This window comes from Stenotrophomonas sp. PA-6-5C (genome assembly GCF_021605635.1).
Lineage (GTDB): Bacteria > Pseudomonadota > Gammaproteobacteria > Xanthomonadales > Xanthomonadaceae > Stenotrophomonas > Stenotrophomonas lactitubi.
Window position 1 is genome coordinate 31,073 of sequence record NZ_WKEE01000037.1, and the last position, 20,394, is coordinate 51,466.

General features: G+C 66.3%; 24 protein-coding genes and 2 tRNA genes. 18 read left to right on the top strand and 8 right to left on the bottom strand.

Annotated elements, in window-relative coordinates; all coding sequences use genetic code 11:
* The first annotated feature begins 27 nt into the window (after window positions 1–27).
* The 5 genes from GIW57_RS15655 (at window position 28) to GIW57_RS15675 (ending at window position 4,027) form a co-directional block, all read left to right on the top strand.
* Window positions 28–807 (top strand): SIMPL domain-containing protein, encoded by a 780-nt coding sequence (locus GIW57_RS15655; RefSeq protein ID WP_236511906.1) that lies wholly within the window; start codon window positions 28–30, stop codon window positions 805–807.
* 2 nt (window positions 808–809) lie between these two features.
* Window positions 810–1,397 (top strand): aminodeoxychorismate/anthranilate synthase component II, encoded by a 588-nt coding sequence (locus GIW57_RS15660; protein ID WP_108265577.1) that lies wholly within the window; start codon window positions 810–812, stop codon window positions 1,395–1,397.
* Window positions 1,398–1,413: 16 nt separating this feature from the next.
* On the top strand, window positions 1,414–2,445 hold the full coding sequence (trpD, locus tag GIW57_RS15665; RefSeq protein ID WP_089237368.1) for an anthranilate phosphoribosyltransferase: 1,032 nt from the start codon (window positions 1,414–1,416) through the stop codon (window positions 2,443–2,445).
* 74 nt (window positions 2,446–2,519) lie between these two features.
* Window positions 2,520–3,314 (top strand): indole-3-glycerol phosphate synthase TrpC, encoded by a 795-nt coding sequence (gene trpC, locus GIW57_RS15670; RefSeq protein WP_033832398.1) that lies wholly within the window; start codon window positions 2,520–2,522, stop codon window positions 3,312–3,314.
* A complete protein-coding gene (locus tag GIW57_RS15675) occupies window positions 3,311–4,027 on the top strand; it encodes a haloacid dehalogenase-like hydrolase (protein ID WP_099819691.1) in 717 nt (238 codons plus the stop codon). The genes trpC and GIW57_RS15675 overlap by 4 nt, the downstream gene beginning before the upstream one ends.
* Window positions 4,028–4,201: 174 nt before the next feature.
* Here GIW57_RS15675 and GIW57_RS15680 read toward each other — a convergent pair whose 3' ends face one another.
* Together GIW57_RS15680 and crp are read right to left on the bottom strand one after the other, a co-directional pair.
* On the bottom strand, window positions 4,202–4,963 hold the full coding sequence (locus tag GIW57_RS15680) for a sulfite exporter TauE/SafE family protein (RefSeq protein ID WP_100462172.1): 762 nt from the start codon (window positions 4,961–4,963) through the stop codon (window positions 4,202–4,204).
* 139 nt (window positions 4,964–5,102) lie between these two features.
* The gene (gene crp / locus GIW57_RS15685) at window positions 5,103–5,792 is read right to left on the bottom strand and encodes a cAMP-activated global transcriptional regulator CRP (protein ID WP_089238148.1); all 690 of its coding nucleotides are present in this window, start codon (window positions 5,790–5,792) and stop codon (window positions 5,103–5,105) included.
* Between the two features lie 150 nt (window positions 5,793–5,942).
* Here crp and speD point away from each other — a divergent pair, with 150 nt between their 5' ends.
* On the top strand, window positions 5,943–6,737 hold the full coding sequence (gene speD / locus GIW57_RS15690; protein WP_025874620.1) for an adenosylmethionine decarboxylase: 795 nt from the start codon (window positions 5,943–5,945) through the stop codon (window positions 6,735–6,737).
* Between the two features lie 166 nt (window positions 6,738–6,903).
* Window positions 6,904–7,224 carry a quaternary ammonium compound efflux SMR transporter SugE gene (gene sugE, locus GIW57_RS15695; protein ID WP_025874621.1) on the top strand — a complete coding sequence of 107 codons (321 nt, stop codon included), beginning with the start codon at window positions 6,904–6,906 and terminating at the stop codon, window positions 7,222–7,224.
* A 71-nt stretch (window positions 7,225–7,295) separates the two neighbouring features.
* Here the strand turns inward: sugE and coq7 are convergent, their stop codons facing one another.
* Window positions 7,296–7,940: a 2-polyprenyl-3-methyl-6-methoxy-1,4-benzoquinone monooxygenase gene (gene coq7 / locus GIW57_RS15700; protein WP_100462173.1), complete on the bottom strand. Its 645-nt coding sequence runs from the start codon at window positions 7,938–7,940 to the stop codon at window positions 7,296–7,298.
* A gap of 197 nt (window positions 7,941–8,137) precedes the next feature.
* Here coq7 and rplM point away from each other — a divergent pair, with 197 nt between their 5' ends.
* Together rplM and rpsI are read left to right on the top strand one after the other, a co-directional pair.
* Window positions 8,138–8,566, top strand: coding sequence for a 50S ribosomal protein L13 (rplM, locus tag GIW57_RS15705; protein WP_025874623.1), 429 nt, complete (start codon window positions 8,138–8,140; stop codon window positions 8,564–8,566).
* 2 nt (window positions 8,567–8,568) lie between these two features.
* The gene (gene rpsI / locus GIW57_RS15710) at window positions 8,569–8,961 is read left to right on the top strand and encodes a 30S ribosomal protein S9 (protein WP_005411311.1); all 393 of its coding nucleotides are present in this window, start codon (window positions 8,569–8,571) and stop codon (window positions 8,959–8,961) included.
* Between the two features lie 281 nt (window positions 8,962–9,242).
* Here rpsI and GIW57_RS15715 read toward each other — a convergent pair.
* Together GIW57_RS15715 and GIW57_RS15720 are read right to left on the bottom strand one after the other, a co-directional pair.
* Window positions 9,243–9,316, bottom strand: a tRNA-Gln gene (locus tag GIW57_RS15715).
* Between the two features lie 58 nt (window positions 9,317–9,374).
* A tRNA-Met gene (locus GIW57_RS15720) sits at window positions 9,375–9,451 on the bottom strand.
* 121 nt (window positions 9,452–9,572) lie between these two features.
* On the opposite strand from GIW57_RS15720, the gene GIW57_RS15725 reads away from it, so the two are divergent.
* The 4 genes from GIW57_RS15725 to bfr all read left to right on the top strand — a co-directional run bounded on the left by GIW57_RS15725 (window position 9,573) and on the right by bfr (window position 11,450).
* Entirely contained in the window at window positions 9,573–10,196 is a 624-nt protein-coding gene (locus GIW57_RS15725; protein ID WP_025874624.1) for an RNA pyrophosphohydrolase, read from the top strand.
* Entirely contained in the window at window positions 10,193–10,495 is a 303-nt protein-coding gene (locus tag GIW57_RS15730) for a hypothetical protein (RefSeq protein WP_236511907.1), read from the top strand. Before GIW57_RS15725 ends, GIW57_RS15730 begins: the two co-directional genes overlap by 4 nt.
* 134 nt (window positions 10,496–10,629) lie before the next feature.
* On the top strand, window positions 10,630–10,839 hold the full coding sequence (locus GIW57_RS15735; RefSeq protein ID WP_089237360.1) for a bacterioferritin-associated ferredoxin: 210 nt from the start codon (window positions 10,630–10,632) through the stop codon (window positions 10,837–10,839).
* A gap of 140 nt (window positions 10,840–10,979) precedes the next feature.
* Complete coding sequence (gene bfr / locus GIW57_RS15740; RefSeq protein WP_025874625.1) at window positions 10,980–11,450, top strand: bacterioferritin; 471 nt, start codon at window positions 10,980–10,982, stop codon at window positions 11,448–11,450.
* Between the two features lies 1 nt (window position 11,451).
* Here bfr and GIW57_RS15745 read toward each other — a convergent pair whose 3' ends face one another.
* Genes GIW57_RS15745 through GIW57_RS15755 form a run of 3 tightly spaced genes read right to left on the bottom strand, consistent with a single transcriptional unit; the run spans window position 11,452 to window position 16,217 of the window.
* On the bottom strand, window positions 11,452–13,656 hold the full coding sequence (locus tag GIW57_RS15745) for a hybrid sensor histidine kinase/response regulator (protein WP_236511909.1): 2,205 nt from the start codon (window positions 13,654–13,656) through the stop codon (window positions 11,452–11,454).
* Window positions 13,657–15,555 (bottom strand): EAL domain-containing protein, encoded by a 1,899-nt coding sequence (locus tag GIW57_RS15750; RefSeq protein ID WP_100462174.1) that lies wholly within the window; start codon window positions 15,553–15,555, stop codon window positions 13,657–13,659.
* A 44-nt stretch (window positions 15,556–15,599) separates the two neighbouring features.
* Window positions 15,600–16,217 (bottom strand): DUF4126 domain-containing protein, encoded by a 618-nt coding sequence (locus GIW57_RS15755; protein WP_089237354.1) that lies wholly within the window; start codon window positions 16,215–16,217, stop codon window positions 15,600–15,602.
* Window positions 16,218–16,395: 178 nt separating this feature from the next.
* On the opposite strand from GIW57_RS15755, the gene GIW57_RS15760 reads away from it, so the two are divergent.
* The 5 genes from GIW57_RS15760 to ampE all read left to right on the top strand — a co-directional run bounded on the left by GIW57_RS15760 (window position 16,396) and on the right by ampE (window position 20,089).
* Window positions 16,396–17,139, top strand: a complete 744-nt coding sequence (locus tag GIW57_RS15760) for a DUF6776 family protein (protein WP_089237352.1) — start codon at window positions 16,396–16,398, stop codon at window positions 17,137–17,139.
* 4 nt (window positions 17,140–17,143) lie between these two features.
* Window positions 17,144–17,608, top strand: coding sequence for a polymer-forming cytoskeletal protein (locus GIW57_RS15765; RefSeq protein WP_089237350.1), 465 nt, complete (start codon window positions 17,144–17,146; stop codon window positions 17,606–17,608).
* A 31-nt stretch (window positions 17,609–17,639) separates the two neighbouring features.
* The gene (gene erpA / locus GIW57_RS15770; protein ID WP_025874631.1) at window positions 17,640–18,032 is read left to right on the top strand and encodes an iron-sulfur cluster insertion protein ErpA; all 393 of its coding nucleotides are present in this window, start codon (window positions 17,640–17,642) and stop codon (window positions 18,030–18,032) included.
* Between the two features lie 142 nt (window positions 18,033–18,174).
* Window positions 18,175–19,107 (top strand): NAD(+) diphosphatase, encoded by a 933-nt coding sequence (gene nudC / locus GIW57_RS15775; protein WP_100462745.1) that lies wholly within the window; start codon window positions 18,175–18,177, stop codon window positions 19,105–19,107.
* A gap of 94 nt (window positions 19,108–19,201) precedes the next feature.
* A complete protein-coding gene (gene ampE, locus GIW57_RS15780; RefSeq protein ID WP_236511911.1) occupies window positions 19,202–20,089 on the top strand; it encodes a regulatory signaling modulator protein AmpE in 888 nt (295 codons plus the stop codon).
* Window positions 20,090–20,394 lie beyond the last annotated feature (305 nt).

A 20,394-nucleotide genomic window follows, 5' to 3' on the forward strand; every position in this document is an offset into this window, starting at 1 on the left:
GTTTCCATTCAAGACAAGGAGTACCGCATGAAGCTGCTGAGCGTTCTGCTGTGGTCGTCGCTGCTGGCCACGATGGCCCCGTCTGCGTGGGCGCAGGCCAACACCATTCCCTCGCAGCCGCACCTGCTGGTGAAGGGCGAGGCGCGCCGCTTGGTGATGCCGGACCGGTTCGGCCTGCAGTTGAACATCGAAGAGACCGACATGGATGCCGATGCCGCACGTCGACGCGTGCAGGACAACGTCGCCCGCGTACTGGCGCTGTTCAAGCAGCACAAGGCCGTGGAAGGCAGCGTGCGTGCGGACAACCTCCAGATTGGTCCAGCCACCCGCTACGAGCAGAGCCGGCAGGTCTTCATCGGCACCCGTGTGTCGCGCCAGCTGCGTGCCAGTTTCTCCAGCGTGAAGGCGATGCAGGACGTGCTGGGTGCGCTGAAGGCCAACGAGAACGTGCAGGTCAGCAGCGTGGCCCCGACCTACTCTGGCGAAGTGGCGCTGAGACGCGAGCTCAAGGGCGAGGCGGCCGCCAAGACCCGCGAGTCTGCGCAGGGCCTGGCCAAGGCCTATGGAACCAAGGTGCGTGGCCTGTACAGCATCTCCGATGTGGCACCGGACTTCGCCTATGGCATCCGGGCCGGGCAGTGGCCACAGCTCGGCGGGGATGGCGAGTACCTCGACCGGATCTCGGTGACCGGCAGCTACGCGCCGGCCTCGGCGCCTGCGCCCGCTGCACCGGAATCGATCGAAGCCGGCCCCATTACCTACACCGAAAACGTGTACGCCATTTTCCTGATAAGCGACGGAACCTGACCATGTTGTGGATGATCGACAACTACGACAGCTTCACCTACAACCTCGTGCAGTACCTGCAGACGCTGGGTGCCGAGGTGAAGGTGGTGCGCAACGATGCGATGAGCGTGGACGAGATCGCCGCGCAGAAACCCGAGCGCATCGTCATCTCGCCCGGCCCGTGCACGCCCAACGAAGCGGGCGTGTCGCTGGAGCTGATCCAGCGCCTTGGGCCGACCACGCCGATCCTCGGCGTGTGCCTGGGCCACCAGGGTATCGGCCAGGTCTACGGCGGTACGGTCATCCGTGCCGGCAACATCATGCACGGCAAGACCTCGCCGATCCGCCATCAGGGCAAGGGCGTGTTCGCCGGCCTGCCGGACGGTTACCAGGCCACCCGCTACCACTCGCTGGTGGTGGACAAGAACAGCCTGCCCGACGTGCTGGAAGTGACTGCGTGGACCGAGAACGAGGATGGCTCGATCGAAGAGATCATGGGCCTGCGCCACCGCCAGTTCCCGGTCGAGGGTGTGCAGTTCCATCCCGAATCGATCCTCACCGAACACGGTCACGCGCTGCTGCGCAATTTCCTGCAGCGCCCGGCTGCCTGATCCAAGGAGTATTCCGATGAGCTTCTCCCCCCAGGAAGCCCTGCAACGCACCATCGAGCATCGCGAGATCTTCTTCGACGAAATGGTCGACCTGATGCGGCAGATCATGCGCGGCGACGTCTCGCCGATGATGACCGCCGCCATCCTCACCGGCCTGCGGGTGAAGAAGGAAACCATCGACGAGATCGCCGCCGCAGCAACGGTGATGCGCGAATTCGCGCTGGCCGTGCCGGTCGCCGATACCACCCACCTGGTCGACATTGTCGGCACCGGTGGCGATGGCTCGCATACCTTCAACATCTCGACCTGCGCGATGTTCGTTGCCGCTGCCGCCGGTGCGCGCGTGGCCAAGCATGGCAACCGCAGCGTGTCGTCCAAATCCGGCAGTGCCGATGCGGTCGAAGCACTGGGCGCGGCGATCGAGCTGCAGCCTGCGCAGGTTGCCGCGGCCATCGAACAGACCGGCATCGGCTTCATGTTCGCGCCGATCCACCACCCGTCGATGAAGGTGGTGGCGCCGGTGCGTCGCGAGATGGGGGTGCGCACCATCTTCAACATCCTCGGTCCGCTGACCAACCCGGCCAATGCGCCGTCGGTGCTGATGGGCGTGTTCCATCCCGATCTGGTGGGCATCCAGGCGCGCGTGCTGCGCGAGCTGGGCGCCGAGCGCGCGATGGTGGTGTGGGGCCGCGACAACATGGACGAGATCTCGCTGGGCGCCGGCACCCTGGTGGGTGAGCTGCGCGACGGCAAGGTGCGCGAGTATGAGATCCATCCGGAAGACTTCGGCATCGCCATGTCGGCCAGCCGCAACCTGCGCGTGGACGGCCCGGAGCAGTCCATTGCCATGCTGCGCGCGGTGCTCGACAACGAGCCGGGCCCGGCGCTGGACATCGTCGCCCTGAATGCGGGCGCGGCGTTGTACGTGGCCGGCGTGGCCAGCGATATCGGCGACGGCCTGGCCCGTGCCCGCGCGGTCATCGCCGATGGCAGCGCCCGTGCCCGCCTGCAGCAGTATGTCGATACCACCCGCGCGCTGGTTGCCTGAGCGCGCGGTTCAGCCTGACCCACCCGATGGCCGATAATGGTCGTCCTCACCGCCCCAGCACCGACCCGACGACGATGAGCGATATCCTGCAGACGATCCTGGCCCGCAAGGCCGAAGAAGTAGCCCAGCGCCGCGCCCAGCGCCCGCTTGAGGAGCTGCAGGCGGCGCTGGCCGATGCGCCACCGGTGCGCGGCTTCGTGCGCGCGCTGCAGGCCGCCGTGGCCAATGGTGATCCAGCGGTGATTGCCGAAGTGAAGAAGGCCAGCCCGTCCAAGGGCGTGATCCGCCCCGACTTCCGCCCGGCCGACATCGCGGTCAGCTATGAGTTCGGCGGTGCCAGCTGCCTGTCGGTGCTGACCGATGTCGATTTCTTCCAGGGGGCCGACGCCTACCTGCAGCAGGCGCGAGAAGCCTGCACGCTGCCGGTGCTGCGCAAGGACTTCGTGATCGACGCCTACCAGGTGGTCGAGGCGCGCGTGCTCGGCGCCGACTGCATCCTGCTGATCGTCGCCGCGCTGGATGACACGCAGCTGGCCACGCTGTCCGAACTGGCGATGTCGCTGGGCATGGACGTGCTGGTGGAAGTGCATGACATCGATGAGCTGGAGCGAGCGCTGCAGGTGCCGGCGCCGATGATCGGCATCAACAACCGCAACCTGCGCACCTTCGAGGTGTCGCTGCAGACCACGCTGGACATGCGCCTGGCCGTACCGCGCGACCGCCTGCTGGTCACCGAGAGCGGCATTCTCGGCCCGCAGGATGTGGCGCTGATGCGCGATGCCGGCATCCACTCGTTCCTGGTCGGCGAGGCCTTCATGCGCGTGGAAGAGCCGGGCGAGGGTCTGCGTCAGCTATTCTTCGCAGCATGAAAACGTACTATCCAACGCCGCGCGAGGATGCGCCGCTGGTGGTCTTCGACTTCGACCACACCCTGTATGACGGCGATTCGGGTACCCACCTGTTCGCCTCGCTGATCAAGCGCAACCCCTTGCGGATGCTGGCGGCGCTGCTGGTCACCCCGATTGCCGGGCCGATGGTGGCGATGCTGCCGACCCGCCGTGCCGGTATCTCGGTCTACGTCTGGATCGGCAGCTTCGGCCTGCATCGCGCGCGCGAGTTCAACAAGGTGATCGATGCCTATGTGCTGCGCAACGAGGCGCAGATGCGCGCCAAGCTGCTGCCGCAGGCGCTGGAGGTGTTCGCCGCGCACCGTGCCAAGGGTGATCGCGTGGTGGTGGCCACCGGCGCACCGCCGGAGCTGGCCCGCGCGATCCTGGCCTTCGTCGCCCACCAGGACGTGCCGGTGATCGGCACCGAAGTGGGGCCGCGGCTGGGCGGGGTGGGGCCGACCCGGCACTGCCACAACGAAGAGAAGATGCGCATGCTGCGCGAGCGCGGCTACGGCGACATCGATATCGCCTACTCCGACAGCACCGCCGACCTGCCGCTGCTGCTTGCGGCGAAAGCGCCGGTGGTGGTCAACCCGAAGCCTGCCAAGGTGGAATTCTTCCGCCGCGTGCTGCCGGCCGGTACCCGTATCCTCAACTGGGGTTGCGTGGACCGCGGTGGCGACAAGGCGTAACCGATCCCGCCTGCCCACCTGCCCACCTGCCCGCCGGGCGTGGGGCAAGGACCCGGTAGTGCCGGCCGCTGGCCGGCAACCGTGCACGCGCTTCCGCAGGCCATGAGGTTGCCGGCCAGCGGCCGGCACTACCGCATCCCACGCGGGTAGCGCCGGGCCATGCCCGGCGAGCGCTCAGCGGTACAGATACCCGAACAGCGCATGGCCCACCTGGAACAGGCTGATGGCCAGCACCAGCACGCCCACTGCGACCAGTACCCAGCGTTCCTTCACCCGTTTCACCAGCACCGCCGCCACCGGCGCGGCCATCATGCCGCCGATCAGCAGGCCGGCGACGATCTGCAGGTGCTGCACGCCCATCGACAGCAGGAACGTGGCCGAAATGGTCAAGGTGACCACGAACTCGGCCGCGTTGACGGTGCCGATCGTGGTCCTGGCCTGACCGCCGCGGGCAAGCAGGGTGGAGGTGGCCACCGGGCCCCAGCCGCCGCCGCCGCTGGCATCGAGCAGGCCGGCGAAGAATCCCAGCACCGGTACCCGGCGGATCTCACCCTTGGGCATCCAGCGGCCGGCCGCGCGGGCCAGGATGATGATGGCCAGCACCAGCAGGTACAGGTAGATCAGCGGGCGGATCAGGTCGCCAGGGACCTGTGTCAGCACGTACGCGCCGAGTGCACCGCCCAGCGCGCCGGGCAGGGCGAGGCGGAAGAACAGGCGCTTGTCGACATTGCCGGCGACCAGATGCGACACACCGGAGGCGCCGGTGGTGAACACTTCAGCGGTATGCACGCTGGCGCTGACCTGTGCGGGAGGCAGCCCCATGCTGAGCAGCACTGATGAAGAAACAAGCCCGAATGCCATGCCCAGCGCGCCATCGACCAGCTGCGCGCCGAGGCCGATGAGGATGAACCACCAGAATTCGCTGCTCAGCTCCATGGATCGAGCCTAGCGGATGCGGGTGCGCGCGACATGCGATGGTGTGTCGCAGGTACGACGATCCGCCGGGCATGGCCTGGCGCTACCGTGGTGGAGGCCTTGGGGTAGCGCCGGGCCATGCCCGGCGGACATCTGTCGATCAACGGGTGCCGTACAGCACCACGGTCTTGCCGCGAGCGTGCAGCAGGCCATCGGTCTGCAGCTTCTTCAACACCCGGCCGGCCATTTCGCGCGAGCAACCGACCAGACGGGCCAGTTCCTGGCGTGAGACGCGCAGCTGGCTGCCCTGCGGGTGAGTCATCGACTCCGGCTCCTGCGCCAGATCATGCAGGGTGCGCACGATACGGTCGGTGACATCCAGGAAGGCCAGGCGGCTGGCCTTGCGGCTGGTGTCCAGCAAGCGCTTGGAGATCTGCTGGCCCAGCGCGTACAGCAGGCGCGGGGCATCGGCCGACAGCGGGCCGAGGAACAGCTGATGCAGCCGCTCGTAGCTGATTTCGGCCAGCTCACAGGCGGTCCGGGTGCGCAGGATCACCTCGCGGCGGTCCGACTCCACGAACAGGCCCATCTCGCCGACGAACTCGCCGGCGCCGAAATAGCCCAGCACCAGCTCACGGTCCTCCTCCTCCTCGGCCATGATCGAAACCGAGCCGCTGATGACGTAATACAGGGTGCCAGCCGGGTCACCGGGTCGGAAGACGTCGGTACGGGTGGGATAGCGCCGCCTGTGGCTGTGGGCCAGAAAGCGGTCGATTGTTGCGATGTCCAAGGCCAATGGGCTGCTAGCTAGGCGCACGGTTGACACGATAGGGGCGCTCCCTCTGCGCATGAACGGATTCACGGGGTCGATAGCGGAGCTTAACCAGCGCAATTGTTAAGGGCAAACAGTGTGCCAGAAGCTGAGCGTCTTCACGTTCCCCCTGGAGACACTTATGCCGCATAATTCCCCCTTTCCCTTCTTACACAGGAATCGACCGCCGTGGTCAAGCCGTTGCCTCGCCTGAGGTTGCAGGGTTTCAACAACCTCACCAAGGCGCTGAGCTTCAACATCTATGACGTGTGTTACGCGCGCACCGAAGAGGAGCGTCAGCGTTACATTGAATACATCGATGAAGAGTACAACGCCGACAGGCTTACTCAAATCTTGACCGATGTCGCTGAGATCATCGGCGCCAACATCCTCAACGTGGCGCGCCAGGATTACGATCCGCAGGGTGCCTCGGTGACGATCCTGATCTCCGAAGAGCCGGTGATCGACAAGAAGCAGGCCGGCAAGGAGTTGATTTCCGATGCCGTGGTCGCGCACATGGACAAGTCGCACATCACCGTGCACACCTATCCGGAAACGCACCCGCAGGAAGGCATTGCCACCTTCCGCGCCGATATCGACGTGGCTACCTGCGGCGTCATTTCGCCGTTGAAGGCACTGAACTACCTGATCGAGAGCCTGGAATCGGACATCGTGATCATGGACTACCGTGTCCGTGGCTTCACGCGTGATGTGAAGGGCAAAAAGCACTACATCGATCACAAGATCAACTCGATCCAGAACTTCCTGGCCAAGAACATCAAGTCGCGTTACGAGATGTTCGACGTCAACGTCTACCAGGAAAACATCTTCCACACGAAGATGCACCTGAAGGACTTCGACCTGGACCAGTACCTGTTCGAGGAGAAGGCCAAGAACATCTCGTTCAAGGAACGCATGAAGATCGAGGCGCTGCTGCGTCGTGAGATCGAAGAGCTGTTCCACGGCCGCAACCTGGCTGAGTGACCCATGCGCGATGCCGTCAGGCATCGCCACCCAGGCGGGACGCCCCGCCCCGTGGAGCCTGCGCTTGGCGCAATCTTCAGTTCCACGGCGATGTACCGACCTACGGCCCGGTGTGAAAACACCGGGCCGTTTCGTTTTTCTCAAAAAAGGTAAGGAGCCCCCACCCATGCCCTGGATCTATCTGCTGCTGGCCGGTCTGTTCGAGATCGGATTCGCCCTTGGAATGAAGTACTCCGAAGGTTTCAGCAAACCCGTGCCGACTGCCCTGACGGTGGTGTCGGCCCTGATCAGCCTGTACCTGATGAGCCAGGCGATGAAGAACATTCCGGTCGGCACGGCCTATGCGATCTGGACCGGCATCGGCGCCATGGGCGTGACGGTGCTGGGCATCTATCTGTTCAACGACAGCGCCTCGCCGGCCCGCCTGGCCTGCGTGGGCCTGATCGTGGCCGGTGTGATCGGCCTGAAGCTGGTGTCGCCCAACTGAAAGGTGGCCCGACCAACGGTCGGGCCCCACCGTGTGGTTTGCTAGGCCCCTACCGTTGGTGGGGGCTACCCTCAAATGCGGTAGGCAATGGTCTTCATCACCTTGGAGGCCAGCGCCATCGCGCCGGGAATCGGGAACGGCAGGCGGCGTGCGCCGGCCTGCTCCGCATGCTCGGCATGCCTGGCCTCGTCTTCCTTCATCACCCGGATGACCGCGCGGCTGCGCAGATCGCCGGCCGGCAGGTCGACCAGGTGTTCGTCCAGATGGGCTTCCACCTGGCGCTCGGTCTCGACCACGAAACCCAGGTTCCAGCCGTCGCCGCGCAGCCCGGCCAGGGTACCGATGGTGTAGCTGCCGGCGTACCAGAGCGGATTGAACAGGCTCGGGCGGCTGTCCAGCTCGCCCAGACGGGTGGCGCACCACGCCAGGTGATCGGTCTCTTCCTGGGCCGCTTCCAGCAGGTGTTCGCGGGTTGCCGGGTCGCGCGCCACCGCAGCCTGGCCGAAGTACAGGCCCTGGGCGCAGACCTCACCGACATGGTTGATCCGCATCAGCCCGGCCGCATGGCGACGCTGCGCGCTGTCCATGCCGGGCTCGCCGGTGTCCGTGGCCGGATAGGGGCGGCTGGCCGGCGGGTTGCCGAACACCGTGTCCAGGGCGCGCTGCGCCTCGGTCAGCAGGTGGTCCAGCGGGGTGGTCTGGCGAAGCACGGTCATGGCGGCACGGCGTGGAGCGGGGGAGGCCCCGATTCTCGCCCGGCCCCGGCCGCCTGCCAACCCGGGGCGGAAGCCGGGTTGCACCCGCCAGCCAAGCTGCGTACAATGCCGCCCCTTACGCTCCACCTTTCACAACGCGTGGCAGAGTTCCGGCGAGTCCTTCGCCGCAATGAGCCCGACCTAACCAAGAGTTCTTCATGAGCACTTTCACTGCCAAGAACGAGACCGTCCAGCGCGACTGGTACCTCGTCGACGCCGAGGGCAAGACCCTGGGCCGTCTCTGCACCGAGCTGGCCCGCCGTCTGCGTGGCAAGCACAAGCCGGTCTACACCCCGCACGTTGATACCGGCGACTACCTGGTCGTCATCAATGCAGAAAAGATTGTCGTCACCGGCAAGAAGCTGCAGGACAAGATGTATCACCGTTTCACCGGTTACATCGGCAACCTGAAGACCGAATCCCTCGCCCAGGCGCTTGAGCGCCACCCGGAGCGCGTGATCGAGACCGCCGTCAAGGGCATGCTGCCGAAGGGCACGCTGGGTCGCCAGATGTACCGCAAGCTCAAGGTCTACGCCGGCACTGAGCATCCGCACGCCGCACAGCAGCCGCAGGTTCTGGATATCTAATCATGGCTATCACTCAAAACTACGGCACTGGCCGCCGCAAGTCCTCCACCGCTCGCGTGTTCCTGCGCAAGGGTTCGGGCAACATCACCGTCAATGGCCGTCCGCTGGACGAGTTCTTCGGCCGTGAGACCGCTCGCATGATCGTGCGCCAGCCGCTCGAGCTGACCAAGAACACCGAGAGCTTCGACATCCTGGTCACCGCCGCTGGCGGCGGCACCACCGGCCAGGCCGGTGCGATCCGTCTGGGCATCGCCCGTGCTCTGGTCGAGTACGACGAAACCCTGAAGTCCGAGCTGCGCAAGGCCGGCTTCATGACCCGCGACGCCCGCGAAGTCGAACGTAAGAAGGTCGGTCTGCACAAGGCCCGCCGCGCCACCCAGTTCTCCAAGCGCTGATTTACCGCGCCTGGTTGGGCTCCTTCGGGAGCCCGCTGGCTGGAAACGCAAAAGCCCGGCTTCGGCCGGGCTTTTGTCATTCTGGGGGTGTGCATTTCGAGGTTGCCGGCCAGCGGCCGGCACTCCTCGTGGTTCCGCATACCCGGCCCTGGAGTTCTGTCTGGAGGAGGGCTCCTTGATGTTCAAGGGGGTGCGCCGACAGGCGCGGGGACAATGTGGAATGCGTGACCAGATTAAACGCAAAAGGCCAGATCTTTCGATCTGGCCTTTTGCGTTTAATTTGGCTGCCCCTGATGGATTCGAACCACCGATGCCTGAGTCAGAGTCAGGTGCCTTACCGCTTGGCTAAGGGGCAATGTAACGTGTAACTATTTTCTCACTCTTCACGCTGAAAAACAACTTGATTTTCAGTGTGGTGGCTATGGGTGGACTCGAACCACCGACCCCAGCATTATGAGTGCTGTGCTCTAACCGGCTGAGCTACATAGCCTTGGTGAGCCCGCTATTCTGCTGATGTGTACAAGGACTGTCAACACCTTTGTATCGTGCTTGTGGCCCGACAGACGGCATGGGATAGTCCCAACCAGTAGATTTTCTTAGGAGTCCGCATCGTGATCGATCCGGACGGCTATCGACCGAACGTCGGCATCGTGCTGATGCGGCAGGACGGGCAGGTGTTCTGGGCACGACGTGTGCGCCGGGATGGCTGGCAGTTCCCGCAGGGTGGCATGAACACCGACGAGACGCCTGTCGAGGCCATGTATCGTGAACTGCAGGAAGAGACCGGGCTGTTGCCGGAGCACGTTGAAGTGCTTGGGGCGACACCGGGCTGGCTGCGCTACAAGCTGCCGGCGCGGGCCATCCGTCGCAATGAACGCCAGGTCTGCATCGGCCAGAAGCAGGTCTGGTTCCTGCTGCGCCTGACCGGTGACGAGGCGCACGTCAGCCTGGACCATACCGACTCGCCCGAGTTCGATCATTGGCGCTGGGTCGACTTCTGGTACCCGGTGGAGCATGTGGTGGTGTTCAAGCGTGGCGTCTATGCGCGCGCCCTGCGACATCTGGCGCCGTTGGCCCAGGGGGTGGCGGGGCAGGGCATCAGTGCCATGCCCAAGAGCGCTGCCGAGGCCTGGATGCCAGGCCATGCCGCTGGCCACGACAGACCCAGGAAGCGCACGCCCATGCGCGGCGGGTACTGGCCGCGGAAAGCCAAGGGTGAACCGGGGGCGGTTTGACGCGCAGGCTGCGCAACAAGCAGGGCGATCGGTCGCAACGCAGCGCTGCCGGCTATTTCCGGCAAGGACTGGTTGTCCGCCTGGCAAGCCTCCCCTGGCTGTTGTTGAGCGTGGTGGTTCTCGGCGACCTCGCATGGATGCCGCTTGCGCTGGGGGCGTGCCTCGCCTTCGCGACCTGTGCAGGTGCGCTGTTGCTGGCGGACCACCTGCTGCGGCTGAGAGCGGCAGGCGGGGGCGTGCAGTGGCTGATCGTCTTCTTCAGTGCACCGGTGCTGGCGCTTGGGCTGATGCGTCTGTAGCCCACTCATGGCGGGCGGGTCTGCTGAACTCTGAACCGTATCGAGAATGGTTCAGGTCTCTGATTGACAACCATTCTCGTTTCCATTGGAATAGCGACCAGGCCGCTACTGGCCTGTTGCCCTGGTTCCCGCCTGTGTACGTCTGCATCTGCAACGGTGTTACCGACCACCAGATCCGCGAAGCCGCCAGCCATGGCGTCACGTCGGTGGCCGAGCTGACCATGCGTACCGGATGCGGCGCTACCTGCGGTTCCTGCCTGGACATGGCCGGCGACCTGCTGGCCAAGGCACGTGCCACCCACGATCTGCCATTGCCGGTACTGGGTCTGGCGCAGGTCGCCTGAGTCGTTTCGCGGCGCGTTGACGCCGCCCTCTCCTCATCTTCATTGCGGGCCGCACTGGCCAATGCGCACGATTCGCGTTCCTTCACGCGCGCGCGCAAGGCGTTACAGTGCCCGCGATTTCAGCGTGCAGGAGCATCCCCATGAAGGGCGACACCAAGGTCATCGAATTCCTCAACAAGGTCCTCTACAACGAGCTGACCGCGATCAACCAGTACTTCCTGCACGCCAAGATGCTGAAGAACTGGGGCATCAAGGAACTGGCCGAACACGAGTACAAGGAATCGATCGAGGAGATGAAGCATGCCGACATGCTCGCCGATCGCATCCTGTTCCTCGAAGGCCTGCCGAACTTCCAGGCGCTGGGCAAGCTGCGCATCGGTGAGAACCCGACCGAGATCCTGCAGTGCGATCTGTCGCTGGAACGCGATGGCGTGGTCACCCTGCGCGAGGCCGTGGCCTACGCTGATTCGGTCGGCGACTACGTCAGCCGCCAGCTGTTCGTGAAGATCCTCGACTCCGAGGAAGAGCACATCGACTGGCTGGAAACCCAGCTGGAGCTGATCGAGCGCATCGGTGAGCCGAAGTACCTGCTGAGCAAGCTCGAAGAGTGATTCAGCGGGCCTGGCCGGCGAGGTAGCCGGTCAGCGCCACGCGCGCGCGGGCGAACTCCGCCACCAGTAGCGCCACTGCCACGGCAGGGCGCTGCAGGCTGCCACTGCGGGCTTCGTGTTCGATCCGCCGCGCCACTGCTGACAGCGACAGCGCACCAACGTTGGCGCTGGAGGATTTCAGGCTGTGCGACAGCGCCTGCAGGCGTTCGATGTCGTTGCCTTGCGCTGCCTGCTGCAACTGCTGCACCAGTTGCGGCGCGTCTTCCAGGAATACCGTCACGATCTGCGCAGCGGCATCGCCGATCACCGCGTGCAGCTCATCCAGCACGCTGCGATCAAGCACCGGCTGGGGAATCGGGGTCGAGTGTGCTTGGTCATCAGGTGGGCTTTCGCCGTCGAGCATGCTCGGCGCTGCGGGCAACTGCACAGGTTCCGGCAGCGCTGCATGTCCGCGATCCGCGGATATCCGGCCCCAACGTTGCAGCAACGCATGCAGCGCCTCCCGCGCGATCGGCTTGGACAGATAGTCGTCCATGCCTGCCTGCAGGCAGCGTTCGCGATCACCCGCCATGGCGTTGGCGGTCATCGCGATGATCGGCAGCCGCGTGCGCCCCGCATCGGCCTCCTCCCTGCGCCAGCGCTGTGTTGCGCTGTAACCATCGAGCACCGGCATCTGGCAATCCATCAGCACGACGTCGATTCCACCTTCGCGCAGCAGTGCGAGGGCCTGCTCGCCGTCGGCGGCGTTGCGCACCTGGCACTGGAAGACCCGCAGCAGGTGTTCGGCCACCATCCGGTTGACCGTATTGTCCTCGACCAGCAGGACACACAGATCCAATGACGGCAGCGTGGCGGCCGGCTGAGCGTCTTCGGCGCTGGCCAGCAGCGCTGCCGGACGCGCGGTGGCGGCTGGCTGCGCCAGCAGCGCGTGCAGGGCGGCATCGTTGAATGTGCTGTGCAGCTGCTGCTGGCGCGGTCGCAGCGTGACCGGATCGTCCTGCAGCCACAGCACCTGCAGCGCGTCGTCGGCACCGCGCTCGGCCAGGGCCCGCTGCAGGGCCGCCTCGCCATTGCGGCGTTGCCGCGCGTCGATCAGCAGCCATGCCGGCGTGCTCTGGCCCGGACGTGGGGCTGCACGCAGGCGTTCCATCGCCTCATCGATACTGGCCAGCAGCTGTACCTGCAGGCCGTGGTGCGCGGCGATGCGTTCGACGCGTGGCTGCAGCTGCGCATCGGCGGTGTACAGCAGCAGAGCTGCCGGCGAGCGTGCCAGTGCTGGCAGATCGCCGGGGACTTTCAGCAGCGGTATTTCGAACCAGAAGGTTGCCCCCTGTCCCGGGGTGGAACGCACGCCGATGTCGCCATGCATCAGGTCGGTGATGCGCTTGCAGATGGCCAGGCCCAGGCCGGTGCCACCGTAGATGCGTGTGGTGGACGCGTCGGCCTGGCTGAAGGACTGGAACAGCCGCGCCTGCTGGGCCTCATCGATGCCGATGCCGGTGTCGACCACTTCGAAACGCAGCTGGTGCTGGGCGGGGCCTTCGCCCAGCCGCTGCACGCGCAGCTGCACCTGGCCACGTGCGGTGAACTTGATGGCATTGGCCAGCAGATTGCCCAGTACCTGGCGCAGGCGCACCGGGTCGCCGCGTACCGGCAGGCGCACGGCCGGATCCAGCTGCAGGCTCAGCGTCAGGCCCTTGGCTTCGGCAGCACGCTGCAGCAGCTGCACCACGCCGTCGAGCAGTTCGCGCAGGTTGAAGCTGGTGATTTCCAGTTCCAGTGCCTGTGCTTCCAGTCGCGAGTAATCGAGGATGTCATCGACGATGCGCAGCAGCTGCTGCGAGCTGGCCGACGCAGTGGCCAGCATCTGCCGCTGGTCCTCGCCGAGCGGACCTCGGGCGATCAGCTCCAGCATCGGCAGGATGCCGTTGAGCGGCGTGCGGATCTCATGGCTCATGGTGGCCAGGAACTCGCCCTTGGCCAGCACCGCCGCTTCGGCCGCCTGCTTGGCCTGCAGCAGCTGATGTTCCAGCTGGCCCTGTCGCTCGGTGGTGCGCCGCAGCTGGTCGCGCTCGCTGATCAGGGTGATGCGGTCGCGCTGCAGTGCCGCCAGCATGTGATTGCGCGAACGCAATCGCAGGCCCAGTACCAGCAGGGCGATGATGGCCAAGGCCAACACCGCCAGCAGCGCGACCGTCGGTGACACTCAGAGCACCGCGTTGTGGAAGTCGAAGTTCAGGTCGCTGCCGGCCGACTGCACCATGTTGCCCTGGATGTAATCGACACCGCCGACCCACATCGCGGCCGCTGCCTGCGGATCCTCGATCTGCTGGCCGATGATCTGCAGGCCGGCTGCGTGCGCCTGCTCGATCGATTGGCGCAGTTCTTCGCGCGTATCCGGGTTGGAGTGGCTGCTGGAAAAGCGTGCGGCCATGCGCACGAACGACAGCGGCAGCTGGGTGAGCAGGGCAAGCGCTTCGCTGCCCGGTTCGAACTGGCTCAGGCAGAAGCGCACGCCGACGCTGGCCATGCGTTGGCAGAACTGCTGCAACGGCACGGTGTGGATCAGCGCATCGGGCAGGCGCACGTCGATCACCAGCGCGCTGCCGGGCAGGCGGCGTTGCTGCAGCGATTCCAGCAGCCAGTCAGCGAACGCATCGCGCTGCAGGGTACGCAGCGACTGCGAGACGAACAGGTTCAGCGGCTGGGTGGCGTGGCGATACAGGTCGAGCAGGCCCATCGCATGCTCCAGCACCTGCTGGTCAAGATCGGCGATGCGGCCGGCAGCTTCGGCCGCCGGAATCACCTGGCCGGCGGTCAGCACGCTGCCATCGGCCCGGCGCAGGCGCAGCAGCAGCTGGTACTGCGCGCTGCTGCCGCCGGCGACGGCGACGATCGGCTGGTAAGCGAGCTCCAGCTGGCCTTCCAGCAACGCCAGGTGCTCCTGCTCGGTGGTCACCTGGCGATGCACGTGGCCCGCCACGCCGGCGCTGAGCAGGCGTGCCTGCAGGGTGGTGCGTTCGACCGCTTCCAGGGCGCTGCTGGCATCGTCGAAACCCGGTGACAGCGGCGCGTAGCCAACCACACCACGCAGGTGCACCGATTCGTCGTCGCGGATCACGAAGGCGCGCGCGGACAGCTGCTCGCGCAGGGTGCCGGCGATCGCTTCCAGGCTGTCCTCATCGGTGTTGCGTGCCAGCAGCAGGAAGCTGTTGTCGTTCAGGCGCGCCAACAGGTGCGGATGGCCAGCTTCGGCAAGGCGTTGCCCGGCCTGCACCATCAGCCGCTCGAAGGCCGCGTAGCCGTAGCGCTCGCGCAGGCCCAGCGCGCTGGAGATTTCGACGAAGAACACGCCGCCGCGTTCGTGCTGGGCAAGCGTTGCGTTGAGCTGCTGCAGCACATGGTGGCGCGTGGGCAGCCCGGTTTCCGGGTTGCTGGTCGCCGGTGCGCCGTTGGCACCCGGCAGGGTCGCGGCCTGCGCGCGTGCGCGGCGGATACGGTTGGCCACCGCAGCGATCAGGTGGCGCGGCCGGATCGGCTTGCTCAGGTAATCGTCGGCACCGCAGTCGAGCACTTCGAACTGGCGCTCCGGGTCCGGGTCGCCGCTAAGGAATACGATCGGCAGCAGCTGCATGCCGGGCTGCTGGCGGATCATCGCGGTCAGCCGCATGCCATCCAGCCCGGGCAGGTGCAGATCCATCAGGATCAGGTCCGGGCGTTGCTCGCGGATGGCCTGCTGCACGCCATCGGCATCGCCGAGCACGATCGCCTGCATGCCGGCGCCGTGCAGCACGCTCTGTGCGAACAGCGCCTGGGCACGGTCGTCTTCGACGATCAGCACGCGGTAGGGCGAGTCGGCGTCGACAGGCGCCATGTCACTGTTGCCCGCCTCTGGCAGTGCTGCGGCCGAGGGCAGCGGCGGCGGGGCACCCAGTCGGGCACTGTCGCTGGGTGCTGACGAGGCCGGCACCTGCACGGTCGCTGACGGCGGTGCTTCGGCAGGCGTCGCCGCAGCCAAGGGGGCGGCCCAACGTTGCCAATGATCGGCCGGAGGGGTTTCAGCGCGTCCCGGGCGGGGGCCCGCGGCGGATTCGTTTGCGGCCATCGATGCTCCTGGTGTTCGCGGCCATTATGCGACAAGCCTGCCGATCAGCCGGTACCGGGTTGCCGTTGTCCGTCGTCGCTGCCGCCACGTGCCAACCAGCGCACGCTTTTCCACAGGGTGCGCCAGACCAGCCAGACCAGCAATGCACCGGCCAGGCTGCAGGCCAGCACCACCACCAGCGCGATCCATGGGTGCGCCAGCGCGAGCGCCAGCCCGCCGATCACCACGGTATCTTCGGCCGCCGAGGCGACCCAGTTGCTGGCCGGCTCCGGCGATGTGTTGAGCAGGGCGCGGGTGCCGGCCTTCAGGCCGTGGCTGGCCAGTGCAACGCCCGCGCCGGCGACCAGTGCACCGGTGCCCAAGTCGCCATCGGGTGACAATGTCGCTGCTGCGAGGAAGGCACCGGCGGGAACGCGCGCCAGGGTCTGCACCAGGTCCCAGGCTGAATCGACGCCGGGAATCTTGTCCGCGAAGAATTCGGCGATGGCCAGCGCCGCCGACGTGCCCAGCACCCACCACGACTCGGTGGCCTGCAGTGCCGGTGGCAGGTCGACCCAGCCGAGCAGGCCGGCAATGCCGACGCCGAATACGGTGAGGTAGACGCGGATACCGGCCAGCCAGGCCAGCAGGATGCCGATCACGAACAGGTGGGCTTCGGTCATGGCGGACTCCGGCGGCGGAACTGTGCGGGGTGCCACACTATCGACGATGGAGTGGCTGAATGCCACCGCCCGGTGCCGGCCGGCACGGGGGAAACCTGTCGTTCCTGTCATACACTAGCCCGTCGTTTGCCCCAGGGGCCGTACTGGCGTCGCCACTGCGATGCCACGGAGACTACCCATGAACAACCGCCCTCCCATGCGTGTGCAGGTCCGCCTTCCCGGTGCCCCGCAACCACCTGCCGACCGCCGTCGCCTGCTGGTGATCGCGGGCATCTGGCTGCTCAGCCTGGTGCTTGCGGTGCTGGGTGGCTGCTGGCTGGGCGCGCCGCGCGGTGAACAGGGCCAGCGTGTGCAGGTTGCCGAGAAGCGCGCCGATACCCTGCAGACCCAGTTGACCGAGCTGCAGCAGAAGCAGGCCACGCTGGAAGCGTCGGACCGCATCAGCCGCGCCGCCAACAACGAAGTGCAGTCTTCACTGGCCGAGCGCGATGAAGAGATCGCCGGCCTGCGCGCTGACGTCGCCTTCTACGAACGCCTGGTGGGCTCGACCAGCCAGCGCAAGGGCCTGAACACCCATTCGATTGAATTCAGCCCGGAATCGGCCGGCACCTGGCAGTACAGCGTGGTGCTGACCCAGAACCTCAACCGGGGCGCGATCAGCCAGGGGCAGATGCGTTTCACGGTGGAAGGCGTGAAGAACGGCAAGCTGGCCACCATCAGCTGGGACGAGCTGCACCAGCGCAGCAAGGTGCCGGGACAGGATTACTCGTTCCGGTACTTCCAGCAGCTCACCGGCAGCGTGATGCTGCCGGCTGACTTCACTCCGCAACGGGTGAAGGTGACATTGGGGAGTGGTGCGGGGGGCACCACGCAGGTATTCGACTGGAAACAGGCCGGCGCACCGGCCAGCAAAGGGGAGTAGGCAGATGTTCGGAAGCAGCAAATCCAGCCGTGATGGCCAACTGGTGGTGGATGCCCTGATCGGCAACCAGGTGGTGATCCGTGGCGATGTGGAATTCAGTGGTGGCCTGTACGTGGAAGGTCGCATCCACGGCAAGGTGATTGCCCAGGAGGGCGCCAGCGCCGCCACCCTGACCCTCGCCGAGCATGGCGTGATCGAGGGTGAGATCCGTGCCCAGGTGGTGGTCATCAGTGGCCGCCTGGACGGCGACGTGCATGCCACCGAGAAGGTCGAACTGACCCCGAGTGCCCGGGTCAACGGCAACGTTCATTACCAGGTAGTGGAAATGAACGCGGGCGCCCAGCTGAACGGCCGGCTGATCCATGCCAGCGCCCCGATGCAGGCCCTGCCAGCGCCGGAGAGCCAGGACGCCGGTGACGGCAAGGGCGACACCGCGGCACGGCGCAAGCTGGCCGAGGCGATGGCTTGAAAGCCATCGCCGGCGCCCCCATGCTGAGCCCATGAACACGCTCGTCTCCCTCCCCGGCGCCACGCCGGCCGCCGCGCCCGACTACCAGTCGCTGGATCGGCCGCTGAACTTCACCGAGGCCGCTGCGGCCAAGGTCAAGGAACTGATCCAGGACGAGGGCAACCCCGACCTGTCGTTGCGCGTGTACATCGAGGGTGGCGGCTGTTCGGGCTTCCAGTACGGGTTCGAGTTCGACGAGAACCGTGCCGGCGATGACCTGGCGGTGCAGACCAGCGGGGTCACCCTGCTGGTCGATCCGCTCAGCCTGCAGTACCTGATGGGCGCCGAGGTGGATTACACCGAGAGCCTGACCGGTGCGCAGTTCGTGATCCGCAATCCGAACGCCAAGACCACCTGCGGCTGCGGCAGCAGTTTCAGCATGTGATTGCAGGGCGTGGGGCATGCGCCCCGCGCGGTGCCTTCGGTAGATCCACGCCATGCGTGGACGGCCCTTCCTGCAACCACAACAGCAGATTGCGCACAGCGCCGACCTTGCCACCCGCGTCGATTGGCGGCAGGCTAGCTGGATGCTCACTTCTCCTTCGCCGCTTTCCGGTTTTGCCTTCGTGGGTGAACCGTTGGAGCGCGCCGATGCCATGCGCGAAGATGCCGATGCTCTGGCGCGCCTGTGGCCCGATGCGCGCATTCTTGTTCTGGACCAGGACGGCACCGCCTTCACCGGTGATGACGACCAGCCGCTGGCGCTGACCGGCGCTGATGTCGGTGGCGGGCCCGGTGTCGCGATCTTCCTCGGCCTGCGTGGCGAGCAGGCGTGGTTCTCGGTGGAAGCTGCCAGCGTGACCGTCACCGCGCCACGCCGGCTCGATCTGCGCCAGGCCGCACTGCTGTGGACCGTGGCCGATGCGACCGCCTTCAGTTATGCCCGCGGCATGTCCTACTGGCAGTCGCGTACCCGCTTCTGCGGCGTCTGCGGCACGGCCGTGACGTTCGCCCGTGGCGGCTTCGTCGGCCGCTGCCCGCAGTGCGCGACCGAGCACTACCCGCGCGTCGATCCGGCAGTGATCGTCGCCGTGGAAAACCAGGGACGGCTGTTGCTGGGCCGCCAGTCCAACTGGGCGCCGCGCCGCTATTCGGTGCTGGCCGGCTTTGTCGAGCCGGGCGAGACCTTCGAACAGACCGTAGCGCGCGAAGTACACGAAGAGAGCAAGGTGCGGGTGACCGCCTGCCAGTACCTCGGCTCGCAGCCCTGGCCGTTCCCGGGTGCATTGATGGTCGGTTTTCGTGCGCAGGCACAGGACGACGTGCCGACCGTGGACGGCGAGCTGGAAGACGCGCGCTGGTTCAGCGCCGAGGAAGTCGGCGCGGCCCTCGCACGTGACGTCGAGGACGATGGTGAAGGCATCCGTCTGTCACCGCCGATCTCCATTTCGCGGGGCCTGATCGAGCATTGGTACCGCCAGCAGCCGGCGTCAGCAGCCGCCAGCATTGCCGCCACCTGAACACGCTGCCGGTTACAGTACGGTTCACCGCTGACGGCGGCGCTGCGACAGGTAAGGTAGCGACGCCGAACGCTTGCTCGTAGGGAGACCTGCCATGTTCACCACCCTGGTCGCCGTGTTGGTGGCACTGGCCCTTGGCCATGTCGCCCCGGCCGCTGCCGCGTCGCTGCGCCGTTTCGACGGCTTCCGGCGCTGGCTGGGCTGGCTGGACGCGCGCGGTGGGCGGGCCTGGCAGGGTGCCGCCGGCGTGGCGCTGGCGATCGTACCGCCACTGCTGCTGATGGCGTTGGTGGCCTGGCTGCTGCGCGGGGTGCTGTTCGGCCTGCCGGCGCTGCTGCTGGGCGTGGCCGTGCTGGCCTGGTGCTGGGGCCCGCGGGATCTGGACCGCGATATCGAAGCGATCATCGATGCCGACGATGCACCGACCCGGCAGGCGGCGGTACGCAACCTGCAGTCGGCCGGTGGCAGCCTGCGCGAGGATGTTCCTTCGCTGGTCGAGGCGACCGTGCTCAACGCGCTGCGGCGCTGGTTCGCGGTGCTGTTCTGGTTCCTGCTGCTGGGCCCGGTGGGCGCCCTCGGTTATCGCCTGCTGGCATTGATGGCGGAAAGCCCGATGCGCGCACGCGTGCCGGTGGAGCCACTGGCGCTGGCGCAGCGGTTGCTGGGCTGGATTGAATGGCCCGTTGCCCAGTTGATGGCGTTCTCGATGGCCCTGGTCGGCAACTTCGACACGGCCTGGAAGGCATGGCGCCAGGCGCATGGTGAGCGCCTGGCCGGCGGCATTGGTTTCCTGGGCGCGGTGGCGCGTGCCAGCGTCAATGCCGAATTGCGCGAAGATGCGCACGATTACACCGAAGCCGGCCTGCTGCCGGTGTGGCAGCGGCTGCCGGACCTGCGTGATGCGATGAGCCTGGTGTGGCGGATGTTGCTGCTGTGGTTGGCGGCGCTGGCCGTGCTGGTGATTGCAGGCTGGGTGACCTAGTTGCTTTGCAGGGCTTGCAGCCCTGCACCTGCAGAGGCCAAAGCCAAAGCCAAAGCGGCTCTGGGTTGCTGAGGGTTGGGCGGGGTGGTGTGGGGCTGCAGGACACGCCGTGAACCCATCAATGGGGGCTCGATGGCGCCTTGCTCGTGTGCGCTGTCCTGCGCACACGGCAAGACCGGGGTTGGGCGTCCTGCCCAACCCGCCCGAGGCATGCCTCGGGCCCATGGCGCCAACGGTCCTGCAGCCCCACACCGCCCCACCCCCGACAGGTTCCGGCGGCTGTTGGCAGGTGTCGACCTTGGTCG